Raw genomic sequence first — 21,687 nt, forward strand, 5'->3', positions numbered from 1 at the left:
AAGAGAAGAGATGTTATTTTTTCGGGGCGAATGAGGTTCGCCCTCGGATCTAGGTATAAAAACTTTGCGCCAGCGAACTCACCAGCAGTTGCCAGCCATCAACCAGCACAAACAGCATCAGCTTAAAGGGCAGTGAGATAGTCGCTGGCGGCACCATCATCATCCCCAGCGCCATTAATACGCTGGCTACCACCAGGTCAATAATCAAAAACGGAATAAACACGGTAAAGCCAATCTGAAACGCCGTTTTCAGTTCGCTGGTGACGTAGGCCGGTAACAAAATACGCATCGGCACCGCTTCTGGTCCCTGCAAAGGCGGGGAGTTGGAAAGACGGGCGAACAATGCCAGGTCAGCTTCACGCGTCTGGCGAAGCATAAACTCGCGCAGCGGCTGGGCGCCTTTATCAATCGCCTCCTGCATGCTGATTTTATCCTCACTGAACGGCAGATAAGCATCCTGATAAATTTTGTCGAACACCGGCCCCATAATAAAGAAGGTCAGAAACAGCGCCAGGCCTAACAGTACCTGGTTTGGCGGTGCGGAAGGGGTGCCCAGCGCATTTCGCAGTAATCCAAATACAATAATGATGCGGGTGAAGCTGGTCATCATCAGCAGGATCGCCGGCAGGAACGTCAGCGAGGTCAGAAAGACTAAAGTCTGTACCGGCAGTGACCAGCTCTGGCCACCATTGGCGGTCGGATGGCTCATCAGGCCTGGAAGCTGAGCATGGACATCGGGCGCAATCAGCAGAAACAGCGTCAGCAAGGGAAGAAAGCGTTTCATTTTGGCTTACCGGGGCGTTTGAGTAACGTTTGCAGCACCTGACGGAAATCTGCCGTCGCAGCCGGAAGTTCCGGATTCTCCTGCTGCGGTTTAGGCGGCAGGGTATGCAAATGGGTGATCTGCTGTCCGGTCACACCCAGCACCAGGCGGGCATCCTCTACATCGACAATCACCACGCGTTCGCGCTGCCCAACCTGGCAACTGGCGCTGACGGTCAGGTCGCTGCCACGTACGCCCCGTTTTGGCGTAAAGCCGAGACGTTTTGCCAGCCAGGCACAGGCCAGGATAAGTAGAATGATAACGGCTAATACGCTGCTGACCTGGGTCAGCATCGATCCTGTAGAAACCGCGGGCTGACCCACCGGCTGTGACTGTACCTGGGCTGTGTTCATTTAGCGACTCAGACGACGCATACGTTCGGAAGGAGTGATGATATCGGTGATACGCACGCCATATTTATCGGCCACGACCACAACTTCACCCTGTGCAATCAGGTAGCCGTTGATCAGAATATCCAGCGGCTCCCCGGCCAGCCCTTCCAGCGCCACCACGGAACCCTGCGTCAGCCGCAGCAGTTCTTTAATGGTCATCTTGGTACGGCCCAGCTCTACGGTCAGCTTAACCGGAATATCCATAATCAGGTCGATATCCTGCAGCGACCCGGCAATATCATTGCTCTCCAGCGCCTTAAACACCCCTTCGGATGAGGCAGTGGTCTGTTCGTTCATCGCGTCAGCCCACAGGTCGTCCGCGGAGATGTCGTCTTCGGACGGCTTCTTGGTGTCACTCATCGGGCTGTTCCTCGTTCATCGAATTCAAAATCGGGTTAATCAGATGTTCCACTCGCAGCGCATACTGCCCGTTCAGGGTGCCGTACTGGCTGGTTAATACCGGCACGCCATCGACATGAGCGATAATACGGTCCGGTTTTTCAATCGGTAATACGTCACCCGGCTTCAGGGCCAGCAGACGTGAAATACGCATCGACACTTCGCCGAAGTTGGCAATCAGCTCCAGTTCGGAGTGCTGAACCTGCTTCACCAGCGTGTCGCGCCAGTTCTGGTCCTCCTGACGGGAGTTCTCCAGCGGCGGGTTCACCAGCGTTTCGCGCAGCGGCTCAATCATGCTGAACGGGATGCAGATATTGAACTCACCCACCAGGTTGCCAATCTCTACCTGGAACGGCGTGGTGATCACGATATCGTTAGGGGATGTCGTGATGTTGGTAAATTTGACCTGCATTTCAGAGCGAACATACTCTACGTCAAGCGGATAAATCGGCTTCCACGCTTCGCTGTACCCTTCCAGGGCCAGTTTCAGCATACGGCGGATCACTCGCTGCTCGGTCGCGGTAAACTCACGCCCTTCAACCTTAGTCGGAAAACGACCATCACCGCCAAACAGGTTATCAACGGCGATAAATACCAGACTCGGTGAGAACACCACCAGCGCGGTGCCGCGCAGCGGTTTCAGATGAATCAGGTTCAGGTTTGTCGGCACCGGTAAGTTACGCGCAAACTCATGGTAGGGCTGAATTTTAATCGCCCCAACCGTGATATCCGGGCTGCGGCGCAGCAGATTAAACAGCGCCATACGGTAAGAGCGGGCAAAACGTTCGTTAATAATCTCCAGCGCCTGCAGACGTTCGCGAACCATGCGACGCTGGGTATTGGGATCATAAGGACGAATATCGCTTTCGCCTTTAACGCTGGATGTTTCTTCAGCCGCACTGTCGCTGTCGCCATTGAGCAGCGCGTCAATTTCTGCTTGTGAGAGGATGCTGTCGCCCATGTCTGCTCTACCTCAGGATAAAGGCAGTGAACAGAACATCGCTCACGACCTGCTGAGGTTGACCTTGTACCAGCGGCGGAGCCAGTACGGTTTTAATTTGTTTGACCAGTTCCTGCTTGCCCTGCTCATTGTTCAGAGCAGAAGCGTCCTGACGGGAGAGCAGCAGCAGTAAGCGGCTACGCACTTCCGGCAGATAATCGGTCATCCGGCGACGCGTATCCTCATCAGGCAGACGCAGCGTAAAGCCAACGTAGAGCACGCGATCGGGATCGTTATCCGGATTAATCAGGTTTACGGTAAAGGTATCCAGCGCGAAAAAGACCGGCGCAACAGGCTCTGCAGGCTTTTCAGCATGAGCGGTGTCAGCGGGAGACTTCATCATGCGCCAGACTGTATAGCCCGCCACGCTGCAAGCAACCAGTGTTACCAGCAGTAACAAGGGTATCAGGAGCTTACGTTTGCCGCTTTTGGCTTTCTTATCAGTCATATGAGCTATAACTTCCTGTGATTATTTTCGAGGTGCGGTACCACTTAATCCGCTATCCCACGGTGATATGGGCAGATTATCCCGCGTCTTGCGCTAAACAATAGGGAGAAAAGACGCGAGTTTTGCCACTAGCTTATGCGTTTGTCACCGTCAGGCGAAAATATCAACAGCACTGGAACCGGCTGCACGCGCCTGCAGCGCGGCAGGAACGGCAATTGGGGTTACATCACTGTCATTTTCCGATGCAAGACTAAATGTGTTGCCACTGTGGTTATTACGTTGCTGTTCCTGCTGACCGCTGAAACTCTGGCCCTGCTGGAAAGCATCGCTACTGACGTTACTCTGACCAAGGCTGATGCCGTTTTCCGCCAGTGCAGTACGAAGCTGCGGCAGCGCGGCTTCTAACGCCGCACGAACCTGACTGTGGTTCGACACCATACTCAGCTGCGCCTGGTCATTGTCCAGCTTCAGACTGATCTGAATGCTGCCCAGATCCTGAGGATGCAAATGCAGTTCCGCCGTTTGCTGACCATTTTTGCTGAACATCAGGATTTGTTGACCTAACGCCTGCTGCCACTCCTGGCTGCCCAGCTGAGAGCTGAGCTGCGCGCTTGCCGGTGCCGTCACCAGAGAAGTGGTGGTCGGTGTGACAAGGGAAGAGGCCGCGCTGATAACATTATTGGTTATCGTCGCAGCTGGTACAGAACTTGAATTTTCTTTGTCTGCACTTTTACCGCTGTTATTGAGCGCCTGCTGGAACGCGGCGGTTAAAGTTGGCGTATCCGCTGTAGCTTTTGGCGACTCTTTACCCACTGTGGCAGTCAGGCTCTCTGCTTTGCCGCTGGTTTTATCGCTGTCACTCTCTGTAGTTTCAGCCGCAGAGAGCAGGGAAGAGAGCGTGGATTGCTTTGTGCCCTTGATAGCAGGCTCATCCGTCAGTGATTCTGCATTTTTTGTCAGGGCAGCAGGCTGCTGAGCAGCGGCGGGCGGCAGCATGGCAAACAGAGCCTGCAGCGTCTGCATATCGCTGGTATTCAACGTAGGGGCAGCCGTCTGGTTATCTTCGCTTGTAGTCTCTTCCGTCTTCAGTGCTTTATCGCTTTTACCCGGCTGAAGCAGGGCGCTGAGCGTTTCCGGCTTGTCTAAAGCTGCCATCAGCGCACTCAGTTTTGCTTTTGGCGACTGAGCCGCATCGGCATCGTCGGTAGCCGCAGTGGCGGCCGCTGTAGAAGCCTGACCCGTTTCGCTTTGTTGAGCCAGCGACAGAAGCTTGTTTCCCAGCAGCGTAAGAAAGCCCTGGTTACCACCTTCGCCTTTGGCCGGGGTTTCGCCCGCAGCCGTGGTGGTTTCCATACCCACATCAGCAGCAGCGGATGCAGTTGTGGCGTTGGCAGAGCTAACCCTGGTCGCGTTCGTCGCAATTGGCAAAGTGATCATTCACCTTTCCTCAATGATGCCCGTTGGGCAAATTCATCCATCCGTTTCTGATCGAGACGGTTTTCCACTAATAATTCGTTAGCCACGGCGCGAGCCTGAAGCGTTTCATAAGCATGCAGCCGCTGCTGTTTCTCCCGCCACAGTCGCAGGGCGGTATCCAGACGGCCATTCCAGTGGTTGAGCTGCTGTCGATGCTGGTCGATGGCTCTCTCCAGCGTTTCAATAAACTGGTGATAGTTATGCCAGCGGGTGCTGGCTATGCCATTGGTCATGGTGTCATTCAGCGTTTTACGGTAGTCATCCTGATAGTTCAGCAGCATGGCTAACTGCTCGTCAGCCTGCTTCTGGGCGCGTCGGACGTCGCCTAACTGAATGGCAGCCTTATCGAGATCTTTCTGCGCCAGGCCACATAAGGTTTCTATAGGTGATGCTTGTTTTGCCATACTGCCTCCGCCAGGGTCGGGCTTCTCCGCTCAGGAGAACCGTTAGCCAAAGATGGCCTGCAAATGCAGGCAGGCATCGTCAAAGGTGCTGCGTTCAAACATGCCCTGTTGCAGGAAGGCTTCCAGCTCCGGATAGAGTTTGATCGCTTTATCCAGCATCGGATCGCTGCCTGCAGCGTAAGCGCCCACGCTGACCAGATCGCGGTTGCGCTGGTAGCTGGAGAGCAACTGCTTGAACTGACGGACGCGAGCGTAGTGCGTATCGTCAATCAGATGTGCCATTACGCGGCTGATAGAGGCTTCAACATCAATAGCCGGATAGTGGCCGGACTCCGCCAGACGGCGCGAAAGCACAATGTGACCATCAAGGATCGCACGCGCCGAGTCGGCTATAGGATCCTGCTGATCGTCGCCTTCGGTCAGAACGGTATAGAAGGCGGTAATCGATCCGCCGCCATCAATGCCGTTACCCGCACGCTCGACCAGCGCCGGGAGCTTGGCAAATACGGAAGGGGGATAGCCTTTAGTTGCCGGAGGCTCTCCGATGGCCAGCGCGATCTCACGCTGCGCCATCGCATAGCGGGTCAGGGAATCCATAATCAGCAGCACGTGCTGACCGCGATCGCGGAAATCTTCAGCAATACGCGTGGCGTAAGCGGCACCCTGCATACGTAATAAAGGAGAGACATCTGCTGGCGCGGCGATAACTACCGCGCGGGCACGCCCTTCGGTGCCGAGAATGTTCTCGATAAAGTCTTTTACTTCACGGCCACGCTCACCAATCAGCCCGACCACAATCACATCAGCTTTGGTGTAGCGTGCCATCATTCCCAGCAGCACGCTTTTCCCCACGCCGGAACCGGCAAACAGACCCATACGCTGTCCACGTCCTACGGTAAGCAGGGCGTTGATGGCACGTACGCCGGTATCCAGTACTTCAGTGATTGGCGTACGCTGTAAGGGGTTGAACGGCGGGGTGATCAGCGGGGCGCGGTAGCCGGTCTCAGGTGAAGGCAGACCATCCAGCGGACGACCGCTGCCATCCAGCACGCGACCCAGCAGTTCCGGCCCCAGCATCAGCTGCTTGCCGCTGTGCTCGCCGTTGACGCGGGCATAAACGCGCGCGCCAGGCAGAATGCCTTCGACCTCTTCCAGCGGCATTAAAAAGAGTTTCTGACCGTTAAAGCCAACCACTTCGCTTTCCACTTCCGAGACGGTTTTGCCATCGGAGCGTTCGATAACGCAGGTTGCACCCAGCGGTAATTGCAGACCTGTAGCTTCAAGTACCAGGCCCGTGGCACGCGTTAAACGGCCATAACGTCGTACTTCCGGCAGCTGCGATAAACGCTGCTCGAAGGCGTCAAGTGAGCCTAACCAGCGTGAAAGACGAGTCGTCATTTAAGCTCCCCAGGTGCTGCAAGACGGCAGAGTTCGTGCCAGCGCGTAGCGAGGCTGGCATCCAGGTCGCCATCTTCCGCGCTGACTTTGCAACCGCCAGGATGGATGGTGCTGTCAGCCATCAGACGCCAGCCGTGCAGGCTGAGCGTCGCGCCAAGCGTTTGCTCAACGCGCTGCAGATCGTCCGGATGCACGCGCAGCGTAGGTTTGCCGCTTAACATCGGTTCCTGCTGGATCATGCCCTGGATCTGACGCAGCAGGGCGGTACCATCCACGTGCGGTGCCTGGCCAATCACCTGACGGGCCGCTTCCAGCGCCAGCTGCATCAGGCGCGCAGCAATCACGCTGTCCAGTGCTTCCAGCGTATGGTTGAATTCGGAAACCAGCTGCTGCATACGCGCCTGTAAAGGCGCCTGCTGCTGCTGCGCTTCCGCCAGGCCCTGCTGAAAGCCGGCGTCGTAACCCGCTTTCTGACCTTCGGCAAAGCCTTTCTGCTGCCCTTCGGCATAGCCCAGACCCTGGGCTTCATTGCGAACCTGATGCTGCAACTGCTCAAGTTCGAACTGCTGCTGATTGAACGGCTCTTCCGGCTGCTCAGGCGGTACCAACTCTTCGACCAGCGGTTTATTCAGCTGACCAAGATCGTTGGGCTGCCAGCGCTGCCAGGGCAGAGAAGATTTATCAGACATACTGCTCCTCGCCGCCGCCAATCACCATCTCGCCGGACTCTGCCAGGCGACGGACGATAAGCAGGATCGCTTTCTGCTCGCTCTCCACCGCAGACATGCGCATTGGGCCACGGTTTGCCAGGTCGTCGCGCAGAATATCGGCTGCACGGGAGGACATGTTCTTGAGGAACTTCTCGCGAAGCGGCTGCTCGGACCCTTTCAGGGCGATCAGCAGGGACTCGGACTCCACTTCCTGCAACAGGCGCTGGATGCTGCGGTCGTCCACTTCCACCAGGTTTTCGAACAGGAACATCTCGTCGATGATTTTCTGGGCCAGCTCGCCGTCGAACTCGCGAACCGCTTCGATAACCGCTTCTTCCTGCTGCGTTTTCATCAGGTTGATGATCTCCGCTGCGGTTCTCACGCCGCCCATCTTGGCACGCTTGAGGTTCTGACCGTCGAGCAGGCCATTCAGGACTTCCGTCAGTTCTGCCAGCGCGGCTGGCTGCACGCCGCCAAAGGTGGCAATACGCAGCATAACGTCGTGACGCAGGCGCTCGTCGAACTGAGCAACAATGTCGGCAGCCTGCGCACGTTTGAGGTGTACAAGGATGGTGGCGATAATCTGCGGGTGTTCGTCGCGGATCAAATCGGCAGCCGCCATCGGCTCCATAAAGTTGAGGGTATCCATCCCGCTGGTGGTTTCCCGGGTTTCGAGAATGTCTTCCAGCAGGGTAGAGGCGCGCTCTTCGCCCAACGCTTTTACCAGCACGGAGCGCAGGTAATCGTTAGAGTTCAGGCTCAGGGCAGCATACTGCTCGGCATCCACCTCAAATTCTCGCAGCACTTCGGTTAGCTGCTTATGCGAAACCTGATGCATATTGGAAATAGCCGAACTCAGGTGCTGAACCTCGCGGGTGTCGAGGTGTTTAAACACCTCGGCAGCGCGGTCTTCGCCAATCGTCATCATCAGGATGGCGCTTTTTTCTGTACCGGTGAGACTCATAGCTCGTCCTTCATCCACTGGCGAATAACCAGAGCCACCACACGCGGGTCATTTTCTGACATCTCGCGAATACGCTGACTCATAACCTCTGCACCCATGCGGTGCTGCGACTTACGTTCCTGATCCAGTTCGTCTTTCGACAGGCTTACGGAGACCGCATCACCTTCTGACTCTGCAAGCGTCTGCTTAGCGAGCGCCGCGGCTTCAACGGCAGCCTTCTCCTGCTCTGCTTTACGCATAAGCTGTGGACGAACCAGCTTGCGGTAGAGGATGAAGGCCACAATCAGCACCAGCAACCAGCGTCCCAGTTCAAACATCTGGTCGATAAAGGACGGCTGCTGCCAGAATGGCAGGTCGCCACTGTTATCAGCTGCTTCGGTAAACGGTGAGTTAACAACGTTCAGGCTGTCGCCACGTTTGTCCGAGTAGCCCATCGCTTCACGGGTCAGGTTTTCAATCTGTTTCAGTTGAGCATCCGTCAGGGCAATCGGTTTGCCGGCTGCGTCTGCTTTATAGTTCACCACCACCGCTACAGAGAGACGCTGCACTTCACCCACATTCATTTTGGTATGAAGGATGGTGCGATCCACTTCGTAGTTTGTGGTGTTGTCATTCCTTGTGCTGGAAGGACCTGACTTGCTGGCTGTGCTGGTGGTCGAACCCTGATTCGCCGCTGCATTGTTAGCGGCATTACCGTTCTGGCCATTCTGATTAGCTGGCGGATTGGTAATAGGGGCGGTGTTAGCCGGAGCAGGCTGATTAGAGAGCGCACCCGGTACGCCGCCCTGATTCTGGCCGCCAAGCTGTTCGCTGTCGCTGGTCTGGCGCGAGCGAACGGCCTGGTTTGCCGGATTGCTGTTCGGCTGATATTTCTCGTCAGTTTGTTCACGAGCATTAAAGTCGATCTGCGCGGTGACCTGCGCATGCACGTTGCCGTTGCCGACAATCGGGTTCAGGATCGCTTCGATACGCTGCTGGAAACGGTTTTCGACATCGGTGGCGTATTTGAGCTGAGCATCATTCAGATCGCGGCCAGCGTTATCGGACTGGGTAAGCAGGTGACCAGCCTGGTCAACAACGGTCACGTTACCCGGTGGCAGGCCAGCCACGCTGCTGGAGACCATATGCACGATAGCGCTAATCTGTCCCTGGTCCAGCGCGCGGCCAGGCTGCAGATTTAAGGTGACGGAGGCCGTTGGCGATTTCTGCTCACGCACAAACAGCGAAGGTTTTGGCATCGCCAGATGCACGCGAACGTTTTTAACCGGCCCAAGCGTTTCGATGGTACGGGCCAGTTCGCCCTCCAGCGCGCGCTGATAGTTAACCTGTTCGCTGAACTGACTGATACCGAACTTCTCCTGGTCCAGCAGTTCAAAGCCCACGGCGCCGCCTTTAGGCAGCCCCTGCTGGGCAAGACGCAGGCGCAGCTCATGCACTTTCGCCGCCGGTACCATTAATGCGCCTCCCTTATCATCAAACTGATAAGGGATATTCATTTGGGTAAGTTGAGTAATGATGGCACCGCCATCTTCATCGCTCAGGTTGTTATAGAGCACGCGGTATTCTGGCTGCTTAGCCCAGAGCACCATAGCTATAACGATGGCGATAGCCGCCGCCGCCGCAATAATAATGGGGATGCGAGGATTAGCGCGTAAGCGAGCGAAGAGGTCGTTCAGACCTTTCTTCTCTGGTTGATCCTGCGTGACAGTTGCATTCATGACTCTTTCCTGCCTGACAGTTGACCGGACTGTTTCGTGTAGTGTCGTAACAAAACTGACTCCCTGATGCGGCTTGCTATAAATTTTTCACTTCTAATGGCTGCCATTATTTTCTTAAACAGGAAATTCGATGGCTGGATAAGCCATGATTTTTGCTCTTATTTAGCGGCTTTGTCTCATTGACATTGTGGTAAGTTTTCTCACAACAAAATTTCTACCGTTTAACTTCCGGGGCAAAAGATGGCAATTCAGGGTATTGAGAGTGTGATGCAACAGCTGCAAACCGCAGCAATTCAGGCCAGTGGCAGAAGCACTGATGCTTCAAGCCACGCCGATTTTGCCGGTGAGCTGAAGGCCGCGCTGAACAAGATCAGCGATACGCAGACCGAAGCGCGGACGCAGGCGCAGGATTTTGAACTGGGTAAACCAGGAATTAACCTGAATGATGTGATGGTCGATCTGCAGAAATCATCGGTATCAATGCAGATGGGTATCCAGGTGCGTAACAAGCTGGTCAGTGCTTATACTGACATTATGAATATGCAGGTTTAGCATTATCTCTGTGATTTAAAGAGAAGTTATTGTGCGAGTTTCATCAGATGGTGTAGTGGCAGGGCATTTTTCTTCTTTATCCCGTTAAGCTTATTGATTTGCTCAACGTGACTGCAGGCAGGGAGAGCTTTACTGTGGGTGAGGCGGGGCAAAAAAATACCGACCAGATGGCCGGCATCTTCTTTGCCTGGCTAAGGCAGTTTATCAGGACTGAGGCTGGCCTACCGGGCCGGAACCCTGAGTGCCACCAGGCACTGACTGACCGCTTGGCGCGTGTGGACGACCATCGCTCCCCACTGCGCTGCTGTCATGCATGCAACCAGTTAAAGTGGTGAGAGTGAGTAACATCAGTAAACCGCCCAGATATTTTTTCATCGTCTTTCCCTTTGGTTTAAAAAGTAGCAACAACCAAAAGCATAGCTGACGAACCGGGGATTTCCACAAAACTCCGTGAAAGTTCAACGGCATACTCTATTTTCTGACAATATTACTCTCTGTCTCTCTTATAAAATATAGGGCATAAAGTGGGTTTAAGCGGGCATTCTGCTATCTGACAGGGAGAGATAAGGGCAACCCACAAGCCAGTATCGCTCAGCTCTGGTCTTTATCCTGCTTCTCTTTTTCATCCTGTTCTGCCGCTTCGTCTGCTCTCGCTGCGGTGTACCCAGAAAGATGACCGACGATATTGGCATAGATGCTGATGATAATGACCCAGAGCACGCTGCTCTTCCACCAGATGACGGAGGGGATGGCCAGAATAATCCAGGCAACTGAAGCGGTGAGATGGGCTTTTTTGATCATCGAGGGGGTGATGTGCATGGCGTTTTCCTTGCTTGCTGAGATATCTCAAGCTTAGTCGCCATCCAGAAGCTAACTTACTGAAAGTTTATTAAATTGTTTCCGTTATCACTTTTTAAGGGGGCATGTGCTTTTATCTTGTATTTATCAGGTCTGTAGGCCGAGATAAAACTGACAAAAGCTTTCTCAAGTGATAGTGTGGAGACTCATAATACAAAAAAATTGAAGGTTCCTATTCCAAATATTAAATTCAAATGTCCGTCATGTCATGGATGTCAGTATCGTTTCTCTCCCCATAACATCACGCCAAAAAATCCCCATGGCGCTAACTGTATCTTTTGCAGGGCCGGTATGAAGGTCAGCTACAGATCCTTCGCCAGCTAAAGCCATCCCTTGCAAACCGCTTGATTGCAGCAGTCGAAAAGTATGCTGTTTTTTTATACAGTGATTAACGCTGCAATCAGGTAGTCTTTTCCCCTGACTCCATTCTCTCTCAATCCTCACCCATCGTTTTCATCACTCCCGATCCGCAGCCAGTCAGCTCTTTGACGATCCTCCTCGCCAATTTTTGATCCTCCTGACGCTGGGCAACTACCGCTGCCCGTCGCGCTTTGTAACGGCTTTTACAGGTTCCCTGTGGCCGACAAGGTTTCCAGATTATCAACACCATTAGACCTCCAGACAGCTTAAAAATGTAGTGAGTCCAGTAACTCCTTGAGTTGCCTCAAAACGTATAAACGGCGGAAATGTATCCCTGCTAAAAACGATAGCTATAGTTATTATTAATATCAATAGCTATTGTGTAAATAACTCAGGTTATCAATATATATCGTTGTTTTATAAGGTTTAATTGTTTTTTTATCGCTTTTTTTACGCTTTATTCTGGCGATTTTATCGAAAGCTTTACTAATCTATTCAGTTGAGTGAATGCGCAAAAGGTTTTGCGTTGATTAACTGTCTCAGAGGGTGGATTTTCGCGAGGGTAAACTGATGATATCTGTTCTGCACAGAGTATCCGGAGGGCATTACAAGGAAACCATCCTGCACGGGCAGGATGTGAGTACTTACCGCCTTAAATCACGGATCAGAAAGATTGCTACGCCGATAAGTTCCGACTCTTCAGAAAGCTCCACAGCGGGGAGTCTGGGGTCATCGACGGTCAAAAAACCATTAGAGGGGCCTTCAAGATAGCGGTAGACGGAGTAACGGGAATTCACCTTCGCTATCACCAAATCTCCAGATTCAGGTGGTACGTCGGTATCAATGATGATAATGCTGCCTGCCGTGGCTTCTGAACAGCCACTGTTGCGGTCAAGAATATAGGCACGCCAGCTCTTTTTCGCCTTTACGCCGTTAGGTGCAGAGACGATCTCCCCTGTTTTACCTTCGGCGCCCCAAACGGAGATAGTAGTACCACTCTTTACTTTGTCAATGGCGCTAATTGCCGTAGTGCCACGCATCTCTCCCTCGCCGCTGGCAAGCCACTGCACGTTGACGTCAAGAGCTCTGGCAATATCCACCAATTTGCGGGAGCCTTCTGCTTCCCCTTTGGTCAGACGCCAGATAGTAGGTTGCGATACGCCGGAGGCTTTTGCTAAAGCACCCTGAGTAATTCCCATCATGGACATAGCCATGTTCAATCGGTAGGCGAGTGTATTCGGTTTCATACACCAGAATTTATAGCTAAGCGTATTTTTCGTCAAACACGCTTTGCTATTGACAGCTTCAATAGCTATTGCTATTAATTAAGCCAGTTCGATACGTAAAGGGATTTTCAGCGCTTCATGCAGGGTATTGAAACCCGCTGCTCTTTGACAACCTGGCCGCCCAGCCTAACCGCTGGCAAAGCATTGCACCTGACATCGTTACAGCGTGTCAGGACTCCACCTCTCCATAATTCAGGCAGCTTGCCGGGAATGGAGAACTTGGGGATGAAACAGGCTCAACAGAGAGGGTCTCTCCTCTCCGGATAATGAGGGAGTTAACATGCGTGATATCAAACTATTACTGGAAAGATGGGGTGGCTGGGCGGCTACAGAGCGGAGCGGGGTGGGCTATTCCCACATTGCTGCGGGGTTCCGTGGCCTGATCACTTCAGCTCCCGCTTCGCGGCCCTCCTGCAGCGACAACGATGGTATGATCCTCGATAGCTGTATCAGCCGCCTGAAAATTAATCATCCTGAAGAACATTCCCTCCTGGTCGCCCATTATCACTACCGGATCTCATTACGCTCTATTGCCCGCCGACGCCACTGTGCCGATGGCACTATCCGCAAACAATTACAGACGGCGGAAGGCTTTGTCGAAGGCGTATTATCGGCCCTTGAAATTACCCTTGAGTGCGAGAGATAAATTATTTTCAAAAAAAGTGGTTGCGTACGCAATTACCGTTCTAGTGTGTTAGAAACGCAGTTTAATTTACCCAACTGAAGCACTTTGCACACCAGGGAATTCATTCCTGAAGAATTTATGCGTCTGCATAAAGGTAATTAAGGAGGTGAAGTATGAGTAAAGTTATTCAAATACTGGCTTATGAAGAGGGGTATAAAGAACGACCCTATATCGACACGGAAGGGTACCCAACGGTGGCTTGCGGAATAGTGATAGGACCCAAAGATGCCCCGTTAGCTAATTATCAATTTACCGTACCAAGAAACGTGGGAGATATCTGGATGCAAAGAATGGTAGATGAAAAAAAAGCGCAGATGAGCAGCCGCCCAACCCTGGTAGCTGCGTTAAAGCAATGTAATCCGGCTCGGGCTGACGTGCTTTATAGCATGGCTTATCAGTTAGGGGTGGATGGGCTGGCCGCTTTTAAAAATACCCTGGTGATGATCTCTGTCGGCAATTTTGAAGGCGCGGCGGAAGGCATGCTGAGCAGCCTTTGGGCCAGACAAACACCACAGCGGGCAAAACGCCACGCGCAGGTGATGCGCAGTGGGAATTATGATGCCTATAAGGGGGTTATATGAAATTTATTCTTTTCATCATGCTGGTTCTGGTGGTGGCTTTTGCCGTCTGGTGGATAACCAGACACGGTAAAATCGAGTTGGTTGCGCATGCAAAGTTACTCTTTAAGACCTGGTCTCTGTGGCTTGCTTCTATAGGGTCATTCGTGGGGGCCTGGGTGCAATCATTCCCGGACTCGGCAATGAGTGCCTGGACCTCTTTGCCAGGCGACGTTAAGACGGTTATCCCCCAACACTACCTTGGGCTAATCGCTTCTTTCCTGGTTGCGATGGCAGTCATTGCGCAATTTGTCCGTCAGAAATCCCTGAACGCGAAAGCTAAGGTCATGAAGGAGAATAAAGCATGAGTACATTTTTCGCTCTGTTCAGCGGCAGCTGGCATATTCTCGCCGGGATTGGCGTGGTGCTGGTGGCGCTGGTTGCCAGCTGGTTTGGTGGTAAAAAAATCGGCAAAGTGCAGCAAAAAGCCCGCTCTGACGTTGCGGCAGCACAGGAAGAGAGTGACCGTATTGCCATAGTGGCCAATAAACAGGCTCAGGATATTAAGGCGGTGAAGAATGTCCAGGAAAGCAATAATGTGCTTAATGATGATGACGCTCGTAACAAGCTGCGCGACTCGTCATATAACAACCCGCAATAATCCTCAAATGGTATCCGACTCCTCCTGCACACTATTTTACCCTATCCGGACATATGGTCAGGACTGGCAGGTTATGGATATCAGAACCATCAAAGAAATTAATATTCACAATGATATGTGGAATAAAGTCTGCGCAACCAAAAAAAAGTAGGGCATCACTTGTTAAGGAATAGGTGGTGGTAGTCAGGGAGCTTTAATTACTTTTTCTTTATTATCTTTTTCTTCTTATTTATTTAATTCATTCAGGCGATTTGCTACCGCATATTGCCCCGGAGGTTATTATGATTGAAGTTAATTCATTTGCTGAACTGAGAACTACCGCGCCAACTAAATCAGGCGATATGGCTTCATTGAAACGCTATTATGATAAGGATTCTAGTTTCCATGGTGGCGGTGAATTTGTCGGCTTTGTCAGCACCACGGCCGTTAAGGACGATTCGGGGACGATGGCCGCAGGCAAGGGGTTTTACTGGAAACGCGTGATTAACGATCCGGATGAACTCACTATCTATCATTTTGGTGCGAAGGGCGACGGCACGACCGATGACAGTGGGGCGTTTAAGCTGATGATGGAATGGGCGCAGTCTTTTAACAACAACGCTAAAAGCCTTGGCGTGCGTTTTCCTGCGGGCAAATTCCTTATCAACCCGATTGATTACTCCGGCACTGAGATGCCGTTCTTCTATATCTTTGGCGCTCATAACCCGCACGGGGGAATGCCCCGGACGACCATTATCTCCAACAAATCCACATCACCGGTGTTCAAGGTCAAGGCGCGACGCACGGCGCTTAAGGGAATCTGCTGGAATGGCCAGGCATCGGCAGATATTACTGCTAACAAGGGTATCATTAAGGCGGCGATGTGTTCTAACCAGCAGCCGTTCTTTGAAAACACCATCGTGGCGGGAGAATCAGTCTTGGTCAACAGCTTCCGTGCGCAGAATAACGGCGGTACGGTAATCAAACTGCTGGATACGCTTGATACTAAGTTTGAGCAAATTTATACCCTTACTACTTTCGGCCGTGTCATCGAGATTGGCTGGTCCGGTACGACTACTGGCGTCTGGGATCACTCAACGGCGGTTGAGATCACCAACGCCAATTTCCAGACGGGCTATGGCGATGCCACGCTCTACATGCCGCGTGTGACGCAAGGGGTGTTGCACAATGTCTGGATGGAGCACACCCGCTTCCCGGGAGATCTCAGTGAGGGACAATGGATTGTCGATGCGCTGAGTCTGGAGGATTGCGAAAATCCACTGAATATGAGCAACGGCCGCGTGCTGATCCGTCAGCTTAACCTGCAGGCGGGTGCCAAAGTCACACTGGATGCCACAAGTGAGCGCTGGTTGTCCGGTTATGAATATGGCTGGCGTCGTGATGAGAACTTTGGTACCAACATGACCGGATCAATGAAAGTGGGTTGGTACTCCGGCTACAGGGTGACCAATACTTCAGCAACGGACAAATGGTACAGGCTGGGCAAGGTACACCTGCCAACAGATAATCAGCAGTGGGTGGTGGAGATGATCAGCAAAGTCAGCAATGCCGTGCTTTCCGGCACGGCTGGCAATCCGGTCACTGCCGTTTCTTCCTGTCTGACCTGGCTGAATATTTCGCGATGCGCGACCGCTATCTACGCGGATATCCAGCACAAAGGTTCGCCAGCCGTACTGGACGTGAAGTTAAACAGGATTGGCGTTACCTACGCTGAAATCTGGGTCAAGCTGAAAGCGGGCAGCGGTGACACGATGTTCAACCTGAAGTCAAACGGCCCCACTCGGTTCGATGCCGGTGTATGTGCCCTCTTTACAGCGGATCTTAGCGAAGTCACCGATACCAGCACCATCGGTAACACGTCGCCGAATGCAAGGATGAGCCTGCATAATGGACTGGCAGGGATCGGCGCAAATGAGAAAGGGGTCTTAACCGTGGCCACCACTGCGGCTACCGCACCCACCACGACGACGGCTGCGGGATACATTACCGTCAATATTAACGGAACAGATCGTAAAATTGCCTACTATTAAGGCATCCTGGCCGCCAATGATGGCGGCCTTTTTTATCTTGTCGCCGTCTGGTTAAAAAAGTGTTAATGAACTTCCGCCAGTCCTGAGGGTCAGAATTTGTGAGTGCTTTTTTAACCAAGAAGGATAATTGCATGAGTGATAACGAAGAACACAAAACGCCGACCGACCACGTACGTGATGTAACTTCTCAGTTAAAAGAAATGCGCCACTATGCACAATCCAACGTGGAAACACTTTCAGCACACTGGCTCGCTTTTGATCAGGGCGAGTATAAGCATCCTGAGTTTGCGGAGAGGATCAACGATCTGCTGACTAAGCAGGGCGGTTTACTGGATGAACTGGATAAAAATATTCAGGACATGGAAATTGAAGTGAACCGCATCGAAAACGAAGCCTGACAGGCTGAGCAAGTTCAGGATAACCCGCCATGGCGGGTTTTTTTGTTCTCTGAAATTTAAAAAGTCACAGTACAAACTCGGGACTGACCCGATTGCGGCCGCTGCTTTTGGCGATGTAGAGCTGTTCATCTGCATGTTTAATTGACTCATCCAGACTGGATGGATCGGTGATATTCAGCGTGCTGATGCCGATGCTTACCGTCACATTCAGATTGATAGTGTTCAGCACAATGGCGTTGCGCTCAATGCTCTGGCGCAGACGATCTGCCAGCAGGTAAGCTCTCGGCTGAGAAATCCCCTCAATAAGTACCAGAAACTCTTCCCCTCCCATCCTGCTGATAATCGCCGTCTGCTGCAGCGACTGCCGGATACACTCAACGGTTTTCGCCAGCACAATATCTCCGGCAGCGTGTCCATAGGTGTCGTTGATGCTTTTGAACCGATCGATATCAATTACAAAAGCTGCACCGTAAAAGCTGTTTTGCTTGTTACGCCGGGTTGCCAGCGTGGCCAGGCGTGAGGAAAGCCCACTGCGGGTAAGGGCGCCCGTCAAAAAGTCATAGTCTGCGCGTTGGGTAATTCTGGCGACCAGCTTTTTATTGGCGGTGGTACTCAGCGCTACAATCAACGGGCTGATGGTCATCGCCGCCACGCCCAGCCTTGCTGAAGCCAGACTGTCTATGCGAAAGAAATCATCTGAACCCTGAATATTCAGCACGTTGCTGGCGACCAGGGTAATTTCTGCGATCCCGGTGAATAAGGTGAGCAGGCAGGTGAAAAAGATCGGATAGCTCACCGCACACCACATTAATGCAGGCAGCGGGAAAATCAGGCTGCCGCCGCCGCCAACGTAGATCCCTGCCACCGTGGAAAACAGAAGCGAGAGCAGCGGCATCAGGCTGCTTTCACGCAAGTCGGTCATAAACTGTGCAAGCTCATCTTTGCGCAGTAAGGTAATCACCAGCGGCAGCAACAGAATTGAGGTGGAAACCTGCTCACAAAACCAGGAAATCCAACCCTTTAGCAGGTCATCATGAAAATAGCGCTGGCTGGCGAACGATCCCACCGCGGCACAGACGGCGGCACCAATAATTGATGCAGGGAAAACCCTGATCAAAGCCTGCAGCCGACGTGGGTAGGGGCGGGTAAGAAGAGGAGAGAGCAGAACAGCCCGACCTGTCACAATAAAAGCAATATTCGCTGCATCTAAGCCCAGCGAAACATTAAAAGGAGTGCCGAATAAAACGTCCGCGCAGACCATACCGAAATAGATAGCTGGCAGGCTGGAGAGCGTATCAAAACGGGGGAAACGAATAAGCAGGCCTAAAAGCAGCGCATTGCAGGGCCAGAAAAGAGAAAGCGCCTGGTAGCTCCGACACTGCAGGCCCAGGGCCGCTAAACACAATGCCAGAAGGAACAGGAATATAACCTGGTCAAACTTATATTTATTCAGTTGCATATTCATGACTCAAGGTTCTTACAGGAGTCCGGCGAAGAGAAACCGCGCGGTAACTGCCGTGTAACGTCCGTGTGCGGGCTTGATGTGCAGGTTTTCACCGTCAAACCGCGCGCACAACATACGTGAGAAGCGGCGGCAAAGCAATCTTTTAAGAATTTTCTTAATTTTGCGGAGGTGCCGTTCAGAATATCGCTAAGGCCTGTTTATTTCAATCACTGCCAAAGTTTATTAACGCTTACGATGTTGCTGTAATGTCAAAGAGTGGTGCCAGCATATATATCGTAATCAGTTTCTTTTATCGAACGATAATATGCTGTTATCAGGCCTTTGAGAGCATTCTGAGCAAGGGCAGGAAGAGGAGGGGACGGGTGCCAGAACAGCTGTTGAAAAAAAGCTGGTCCGAAAGCAGACCAGCTACAGGGTGAGTTTAAAGCTCGTTCTTAATACAAAATTCTTCCCAGCTCATGCCGAGTGCCGTAGCGTGCTGACGCAGATAAGCTTCGATAGCTTCATTCGCTACGGTTTTATCGGGTTCAGCCAGCTGGATGGCGAAGAGCATGCCATCCAGTTTCTTTTCACGGGTGAAAGCAGCATAAGCCCGGTCAGCCTGCATAGTCTGTAACTGAGAGAGCGACATCCCCAGCGAGGCGGCATTTTCCGCAGTTAATTGCGCAATGCCGCTTTTAATCTCAGGGTGAGCTTCCAAAAAAAGATCCCGTGCCGTGGCGTAATACTCTTCAATACTCTTCATCACTCTGTCCCGCTGTCGGTAATTGGCGTAGTTTACACGCCCGCCGGGAGCGGGGGAATGCCAGGGTGGAGGGGTGGGCATTAACTGAGCGGGAGAACGTGATGCAGCTTGCGGTAATTAAGGAGAAATTATAACGTAGCGCCTGACTGCAGACTCAGGAAATGAAAATGAAAAAGTGGATGATAATGACTCTGGCGACCGTCGCGCTGGCTGGCTGTGCGGACATTCCCAACTACCAGAGCGCGGTGAAAACGCCTCCTCCAGCCAGCCTGGTCGGTAACTGGCAGACAATGGGACCGCAAAAAGGGTTAGTCAGCAAGGAAGCGATCGCCAGCCTGATTATTACAGCAGAGGGCGACACGCTCGATTGCCGTCAGTGGCAGCGTATCATTGCCAAACCTGGTAAAGTAACGCTGTTCAAAGGCGACTGGGTTAATGTGAATAACCAGGTTCGGGTGATGCCGCTGGAACTGGAGGGAATGGAGCTGCACTACGACAAGCTGAGGCTACAGAAAGTGCAAAACCCAACAGCGGAATGTCAGGCTGCGCTGGAGGCACAGAATCAGGTAGCGCCTGCGCAGGAGCAGCCCCAGACATCCACGGATGTGAGTGGCAAAAAACATCATAAAATGATGATGAAAAACGCCAAATCCTGATAACGAAAAAGCCGTGCGGCTGACTTCGCACGGCCTGTTCTCGCACTCTTTATCGCCAGATTATCAGGCTGACAACAGGGTTCCGCACGTAATGACGGCAACTTCGGGCTGATGATCTCGGCACCGGCAACCCTGCAGATCTTTAATCCGTCACTACCCAGACGCTTACGCTTCCGGCATTGCAGCGGAACAGCGCCATTCCCCGATCGTCTGCGGTTACTGTCCCGGTTTGATTTCCCAGATAATCCCGCCAGGTTTTTCCTGCCAGCGCCTCGCCTGTCGGCAACATCTTCTCTCCTTCATCACCATTCGACATAATCACCACGCAGCCCCGATTTTCCTCTGTACCACTGCGGGCAAAAGCGATGCAGTTTGGATGATCGAACCACAGCGTTTGTACGCCATGGGCATAGATCTGTCGGGCGCGGATCAGCGCTTCCAGTTCCGGGATCGCCGGCATGTCGATTTTATGGTTTTCACCATCATCGCCTTCATCCTCATAGCTGGCACCAAAGAGATCCGGATAGAAGATCGCCGGTACGCCTTCCTCGCGTAGCAGGATCAGCGCATAGGCCAGCGGTTTAAACCAGGGTTCGACGGGGGCTTCCAGCGATTGCAGCGGTTGCGTGTCATGGTTAGCCACAATCGTCACCGCATGCCAGGGGTCCTTCTCCACCAGCGTATTGCTGAACAGCTGGCTGAGATCATAGTTTGCGCCCTGGCGTGAGGCATTGTGGAAGTTCATCTGCAACGGGGCGTCAAACAGCATGGTTTTACCCTCAACCTGGTCAATATAGTGCTGAAGCTTATCAACCTCATGCGACCAGTATTCCGCTACGATAAAAAGCGGCTCTTCAGCCACTTCCTGAATATGTTCAATCCACTCTTTATAGAACCAGGCAGGGATATGTTTGACCGCATCCAGACGAAAACCGGTACAGGGGATCTGCTGCATCATCCAGCGCGCCCAGTACTTAAGCTCTTCCGTCACGGCACGGTTGCGAAAATCGATGTTAGCGCCCATCAGATAATCAAAATTACCCAACTCATCATCAACCTGATCGTTCCAGCCTTCGCCGGTGTAATCATTGACGATTTTAAACACGCCATTATCACTGGGGTTTTCAATATGATCGACGCCGCTGAAGCATTTATAATCCCAGACGAAGTCGGAATAGTGCCCGGCGCGTGCGGGAAAGGTGAATCGGGTCCAGGCCTCGGCCTGAAAAGCTTCCGGCTCTATTTCGTCACGGTTATCAGGATTGACCCGATTAACCAGCACCTGCTCCTTTTCATCAGCGCCCATTTTATGGTTAAGCACCACGTCCATGATCACGCCAACATGATGCGCCCGCAGTGCTTTTACGGCGGCGATAAGCTGCTCTTTGTCGCCATATTTGGTGGCACGGGAACCTTTCTGATCGAACTCGCCCAGGTCAAACAGATCGTAGCTGTCGTAGCCTACCGAATAGCCGCCCGATTCGCCTTTATAAGCGGGAGGCAGCCAGACATCGGTGATGCCCATCTCCGCCAGCTTCTCTGCACGGTCGGCGACTTCGGGCCACAATTTACTGCCGTCGGGATAATACCAGTGGAAAAATTGCAACAGGGTGGGATGAGGCATGTCCTTGCTCCGGGTTCATCTGGCTGGGAAATGAAGTATGGAGCAGGCCTGGAGAAAAGCGCGGGTCAGAAGCTAAAA

General features: G+C 52.6%; 26 protein-coding genes. 8 read left to right on the plus strand and 18 right to left on the minus strand.

Translation table 11 applies throughout. From position 1 onward, the window contains the following. Positions 1-49 precede the first annotated feature (49 nt). The 11 genes from fliP to fliF form a co-directional block, all read right to left on the minus strand. Complete coding sequence (gene fliP, locus SD961_RS12545) at positions 50-784, minus strand: flagellar type III secretion system pore protein FliP (protein ID WP_318790689.1); 735 nt, start codon at positions 782-784, stop codon at positions 50-52. After that, entirely contained in the window at positions 781-1,176 is a 396-nt protein-coding gene (gene fliO, locus SD961_RS12550) for a flagellar biosynthetic protein FliO (protein WP_318790690.1), read from the minus strand. The genes fliP and fliO overlap by 4 nt, the downstream gene beginning before the upstream one ends. Next, a complete protein-coding gene (fliN, locus tag SD961_RS12555; RefSeq protein WP_306206294.1) occupies positions 1,177-1,575 on the minus strand; it encodes a flagellar motor switch protein FliN in 399 nt (132 codons plus the stop codon). Next, a complete protein-coding gene (gene fliM / locus SD961_RS12560; protein ID WP_318790691.1) occupies positions 1,568-2,575 on the minus strand; it encodes a flagellar motor switch protein FliM in 1,008 nt (335 codons plus the stop codon). The genes fliN and fliM overlap by 8 nt, the downstream gene beginning before the upstream one ends. 7 nt (positions 2,576-2,582) lie before the next feature. Beyond that, entirely contained in the window at positions 2,583-3,062 is a 480-nt protein-coding gene (gene fliL, locus SD961_RS12565) for a flagellar basal body-associated protein FliL (RefSeq protein ID WP_318790692.1), read from the minus strand. A gap of 150 nt (positions 3,063-3,212) precedes the next feature. Continuing rightward, complete coding sequence (locus tag SD961_RS12570) at positions 3,213-4,499, minus strand: flagellar hook-length control protein FliK (protein WP_318790693.1); 1,287 nt, start codon at positions 4,497-4,499, stop codon at positions 3,213-3,215. Further along, complete coding sequence (gene fliJ, locus SD961_RS12575; protein ID WP_318790694.1) at positions 4,496-4,942, minus strand: flagellar export protein FliJ; 447 nt, start codon at positions 4,940-4,942, stop codon at positions 4,496-4,498. The genes SD961_RS12570 and fliJ overlap by 4 nt, the downstream gene beginning before the upstream one ends. Before the next feature lie 42 nt (positions 4,943-4,984). Next, positions 4,985-6,340 (minus strand): flagellar protein export ATPase FliI, encoded by a 1,356-nt coding sequence (fliI, locus tag SD961_RS12580; protein ID WP_318790695.1) that lies wholly within the window; start codon positions 6,338-6,340, stop codon positions 4,985-4,987. Continuing rightward, complete coding sequence (gene fliH, locus SD961_RS12585) at positions 6,337-7,029, minus strand: flagellar assembly protein FliH (RefSeq protein WP_318790696.1); 693 nt, start codon at positions 7,027-7,029, stop codon at positions 6,337-6,339. Before fliH ends, fliI begins: the two co-directional genes overlap by 4 nt. Then, on the minus strand, positions 7,022-8,014 hold the full coding sequence (fliG, locus tag SD961_RS12590; RefSeq protein ID WP_318790697.1) for a flagellar motor switch protein FliG: 993 nt from the start codon (positions 8,012-8,014) through the stop codon (positions 7,022-7,024). Before fliG ends, fliH begins: the two co-directional genes overlap by 8 nt. Next, positions 8,011-9,732, minus strand: coding sequence for a flagellar basal-body MS-ring/collar protein FliF (gene fliF / locus SD961_RS12595; RefSeq protein ID WP_318790698.1), 1,722 nt, complete (start codon positions 9,730-9,732; stop codon positions 8,011-8,013). Before fliF ends, fliG begins: the two co-directional genes overlap by 4 nt. Before the next feature lie 240 nt (positions 9,733-9,972). Here fliF and fliE point away from each other — a divergent pair, with 240 nt between their 5' ends. Continuing rightward, positions 9,973-10,284, plus strand: coding sequence for a flagellar hook-basal body complex protein FliE (gene fliE, locus SD961_RS12600; protein ID WP_318790699.1), 312 nt, complete (start codon positions 9,973-9,975; stop codon positions 10,282-10,284). Positions 10,285-10,488: 204 nt separating this feature from the next. Here fliE and SD961_RS12605 read toward each other — a convergent pair whose 3' ends face one another. The 4 genes from SD961_RS12605 to SD961_RS12620 all read right to left on the minus strand — a co-directional run bounded on the left by SD961_RS12605 (position 10,489) and on the right by SD961_RS12620 (position 12,716). Next, positions 10,489-10,659: a hypothetical protein gene (locus SD961_RS12605; RefSeq protein WP_318790700.1), complete on the minus strand. Its 171-nt coding sequence runs from the start codon at positions 10,657-10,659 to the stop codon at positions 10,489-10,491. Positions 10,660-10,875: 216 nt separating this feature from the next. After that, a complete protein-coding gene (locus SD961_RS12610; protein ID WP_318790701.1) occupies positions 10,876-11,103 on the minus strand; it encodes a hypothetical protein in 228 nt (75 codons plus the stop codon). Between the two features lie 472 nt (positions 11,104-11,575). Next, positions 11,576-11,752 carry a hypothetical protein gene (locus tag SD961_RS12615; protein ID WP_318790702.1) on the minus strand — a complete coding sequence of 59 codons (177 nt, stop codon included), beginning with the start codon at positions 11,750-11,752 and terminating at the stop codon, positions 11,576-11,578. A 394-nt stretch (positions 11,753-12,146) separates the two neighbouring features. Continuing rightward, positions 12,147-12,716 (minus strand): LexA family transcriptional regulator, encoded by a 570-nt coding sequence (locus tag SD961_RS12620; RefSeq protein ID WP_318790703.1) that lies wholly within the window; start codon positions 12,714-12,716, stop codon positions 12,147-12,149. A gap of 352 nt (positions 12,717-13,068) precedes the next feature. Here SD961_RS12620 and SD961_RS12625 point away from each other — a divergent pair, with 352 nt between their 5' ends. From SD961_RS12625 to SD961_RS12650, 6 genes are all read left to right on the plus strand, one after another. Further along, on the plus strand, positions 13,069-13,434 hold the full coding sequence (locus SD961_RS12625; protein ID WP_318790704.1) for an antiterminator Q family protein: 366 nt from the start codon (positions 13,069-13,071) through the stop codon (positions 13,432-13,434). A 152-nt stretch (positions 13,435-13,586) separates the two neighbouring features. Continuing rightward, positions 13,587-14,054 carry a glycoside hydrolase family protein gene (locus SD961_RS12630; protein WP_318790705.1) on the plus strand — a complete coding sequence of 156 codons (468 nt, stop codon included), beginning with the start codon at positions 13,587-13,589 and terminating at the stop codon, positions 14,052-14,054. After that, positions 14,051-14,398 (plus strand): hypothetical protein, encoded by a 348-nt coding sequence (locus SD961_RS12635; protein WP_318790706.1) that lies wholly within the window; start codon positions 14,051-14,053, stop codon positions 14,396-14,398. Before SD961_RS12630 ends, SD961_RS12635 begins: the two co-directional genes overlap by 4 nt. Next, complete coding sequence (locus SD961_RS12640; RefSeq protein ID WP_318790707.1) at positions 14,395-14,691, plus strand: hypothetical protein; 297 nt, start codon at positions 14,395-14,397, stop codon at positions 14,689-14,691. Before SD961_RS12635 ends, SD961_RS12640 begins: the two co-directional genes overlap by 4 nt. A gap of 281 nt (positions 14,692-14,972) precedes the next feature. Further along, positions 14,973-16,721, plus strand: a complete 1,749-nt coding sequence (locus tag SD961_RS12645; protein WP_318790708.1) for a glycosyl hydrolase family 28-related protein — start codon at positions 14,973-14,975, stop codon at positions 16,719-16,721. A 131-nt stretch (positions 16,722-16,852) separates the two neighbouring features. Then, a complete protein-coding gene (locus SD961_RS12650) occupies positions 16,853-17,119 on the plus strand; it encodes a hypothetical protein (protein WP_318790709.1) in 267 nt (88 codons plus the stop codon). Between the two features lie 64 nt (positions 17,120-17,183). Here the strand turns inward: SD961_RS12650 and SD961_RS12655 are convergent, their stop codons facing one another. Both SD961_RS12655 and SD961_RS12660 read right to left on the minus strand, forming a co-directional pair. Then, entirely contained in the window at positions 17,184-18,584 is a 1,401-nt protein-coding gene (locus SD961_RS12655) for a diguanylate cyclase domain-containing protein (RefSeq protein ID WP_318790710.1), read from the minus strand. Positions 18,585-19,005: 421 nt separating this feature from the next. After that, positions 19,006-19,329: a DUF6388 family protein gene (locus SD961_RS12660; protein ID WP_318790711.1), complete on the minus strand. Its 324-nt coding sequence runs from the start codon at positions 19,327-19,329 to the stop codon at positions 19,006-19,008. Positions 19,330-19,496: 167 nt separating this feature from the next. Here SD961_RS12660 and yedD point away from each other — a divergent pair, with 167 nt between their 5' ends. Further along, positions 19,497-19,985: a lipoprotein YedD gene (gene yedD, locus SD961_RS12665; protein ID WP_318790712.1), complete on the plus strand. Its 489-nt coding sequence runs from the start codon at positions 19,497-19,499 to the stop codon at positions 19,983-19,985. Between the two features lie 142 nt (positions 19,986-20,127). On the opposite strand, the gene amyA is transcribed toward yedD, so the two are convergent. After that, positions 20,128-21,609 carry an alpha-amylase gene (gene amyA, locus SD961_RS12670; RefSeq protein WP_318790713.1) on the minus strand — a complete coding sequence of 494 codons (1,482 nt, stop codon included), beginning with the start codon at positions 21,607-21,609 and terminating at the stop codon, positions 20,128-20,130. Positions 21,610-21,687: the final 78 nt, after the last annotated feature.

The sequence above is a fragment of the Erwinia sp. MMLR14_017 genome (assembly GCF_033657285.1).
Lineage (GTDB): Bacteria > Pseudomonadota > Gammaproteobacteria > Enterobacterales > Enterobacteriaceae > Erwinia.

Bases quoted from the DNA above. Each gene is read 5' to 3' on its own strand.
- fliJ (WP_318790694.1), bottom strand. From the start codon at position 4,942: ATGGCAAAACAAGCATCACCTATAGAAACCTTATGTGGCCTGGCGCAG.
- fliL (WP_318790692.1), bottom strand. From the start codon at position 3,062: ATGACTGATAAGAAAGCCAAAAGCGGCAAACGTAAGCTCCTGATACCC.
- fliG (WP_318790697.1), bottom strand. From the start codon at position 8,014: ATGAGTCTCACCGGTACAGAAAAAAGCGCCATCCTGATGATGACGATT.
- SD961_RS12570 (WP_318790693.1), bottom strand. From the start codon at position 4,499: ATGATCACTTTGCCAATTGCGACGAACGCGACCAGGGTTAGCTCTGCC.
- fliF (WP_318790698.1), bottom strand. From the start codon at position 9,732: ATGAATGCAACTGTCACGCAGGATCAACCAGAGAAGAAAGGTCTGAAC.
- SD961_RS12635 (WP_318790706.1), top strand. From the start codon at position 14,051: ATGAAATTTATTCTTTTCATCATGCTGGTTCTGGTGGTGGCTTTTGCC.
- fliM (WP_318790691.1), bottom strand. From the start codon at position 2,575: ATGGGCGACAGCATCCTCTCACAAGCAGAAATTGACGCGCTGCTCAAT.
- fliO (WP_318790690.1), bottom strand. From the start codon at position 1,176: ATGAACACAGCCCAGGTACAGTCACAGCCGGTGGGTCAGCCCGCGGTT.
- yedD (WP_318790712.1), top strand. From the start codon at position 19,497: ATGAAAAAGTGGATGATAATGACTCTGGCGACCGTCGCGCTGGCTGGC.
- SD961_RS12625 (WP_318790704.1), top strand. From the start codon at position 13,069: ATGCGTGATATCAAACTATTACTGGAAAGATGGGGTGGCTGGGCGGCT.
- fliI (WP_318790695.1), bottom strand. From the start codon at position 6,340: ATGACGACTCGTCTTTCACGCTGGTTAGGCTCACTTGACGCCTTCGAG.
- SD961_RS12610 (WP_318790701.1), bottom strand. From the start codon at position 11,103: ATGCACATCACCCCCTCGATGATCAAAAAAGCCCATCTCACCGCTTCA.
- SD961_RS12660 (WP_318790711.1), bottom strand. From the start codon at position 19,329: ATGAAGAGTATTGAAGAGTATTACGCCACGGCACGGGATCTTTTTTTG.
- SD961_RS12605 (WP_318790700.1), bottom strand. From the start codon at position 10,659: ATGAAAAAATATCTGGGCGGTTTACTGATGTTACTCACTCTCACCACT.
- fliE (WP_318790699.1), top strand. From the start codon at position 9,973: ATGGCAATTCAGGGTATTGAGAGTGTGATGCAACAGCTGCAAACCGCA.
- SD961_RS12630 (WP_318790705.1), top strand. From the start codon at position 13,587: ATGAGTAAAGTTATTCAAATACTGGCTTATGAAGAGGGGTATAAAGAA.
- fliH (WP_318790696.1), bottom strand. From the start codon at position 7,029: ATGTCTGATAAATCTTCTCTGCCCTGGCAGCGCTGGCAGCCCAACGAT.
- SD961_RS12620 (WP_318790703.1), bottom strand. From the start codon at position 12,716: ATGGCTATGTCCATGATGGGAATTACTCAGGGTGCTTTAGCAAAAGCC.
- fliN (WP_306206294.1), bottom strand. From the start codon at position 1,575: ATGAGTGACACCAAGAAGCCGTCCGAAGACGACATCTCCGCGGACGAC.
- amyA (WP_318790713.1), bottom strand. From the start codon at position 21,609: ATGCCTCATCCCACCCTGTTGCAATTTTTCCACTGGTATTATCCCGAC.
- SD961_RS12640 (WP_318790707.1), top strand. From the start codon at position 14,395: ATGAGTACATTTTTCGCTCTGTTCAGCGGCAGCTGGCATATTCTCGCC.
- SD961_RS12650 (WP_318790709.1), top strand. From the start codon at position 16,853: ATGAGTGATAACGAAGAACACAAAACGCCGACCGACCACGTACGTGAT.
- SD961_RS12645 (WP_318790708.1), top strand. From the start codon at position 14,973: ATGATTGAAGTTAATTCATTTGCTGAACTGAGAACTACCGCGCCAACT.
- SD961_RS12615 (WP_318790702.1), bottom strand. From the start codon at position 11,752: ATGGTGTTGATAATCTGGAAACCTTGTCGGCCACAGGGAACCTGTAAA.
- SD961_RS12655 (WP_318790710.1), bottom strand. From the start codon at position 18,584: ATGAATATGCAACTGAATAAATATAAGTTTGACCAGGTTATATTCCTG.
- fliP (WP_318790689.1), bottom strand. From the start codon at position 784: ATGAAACGCTTTCTTCCCTTGCTGACGCTGTTTCTGCTGATTGCGCCC.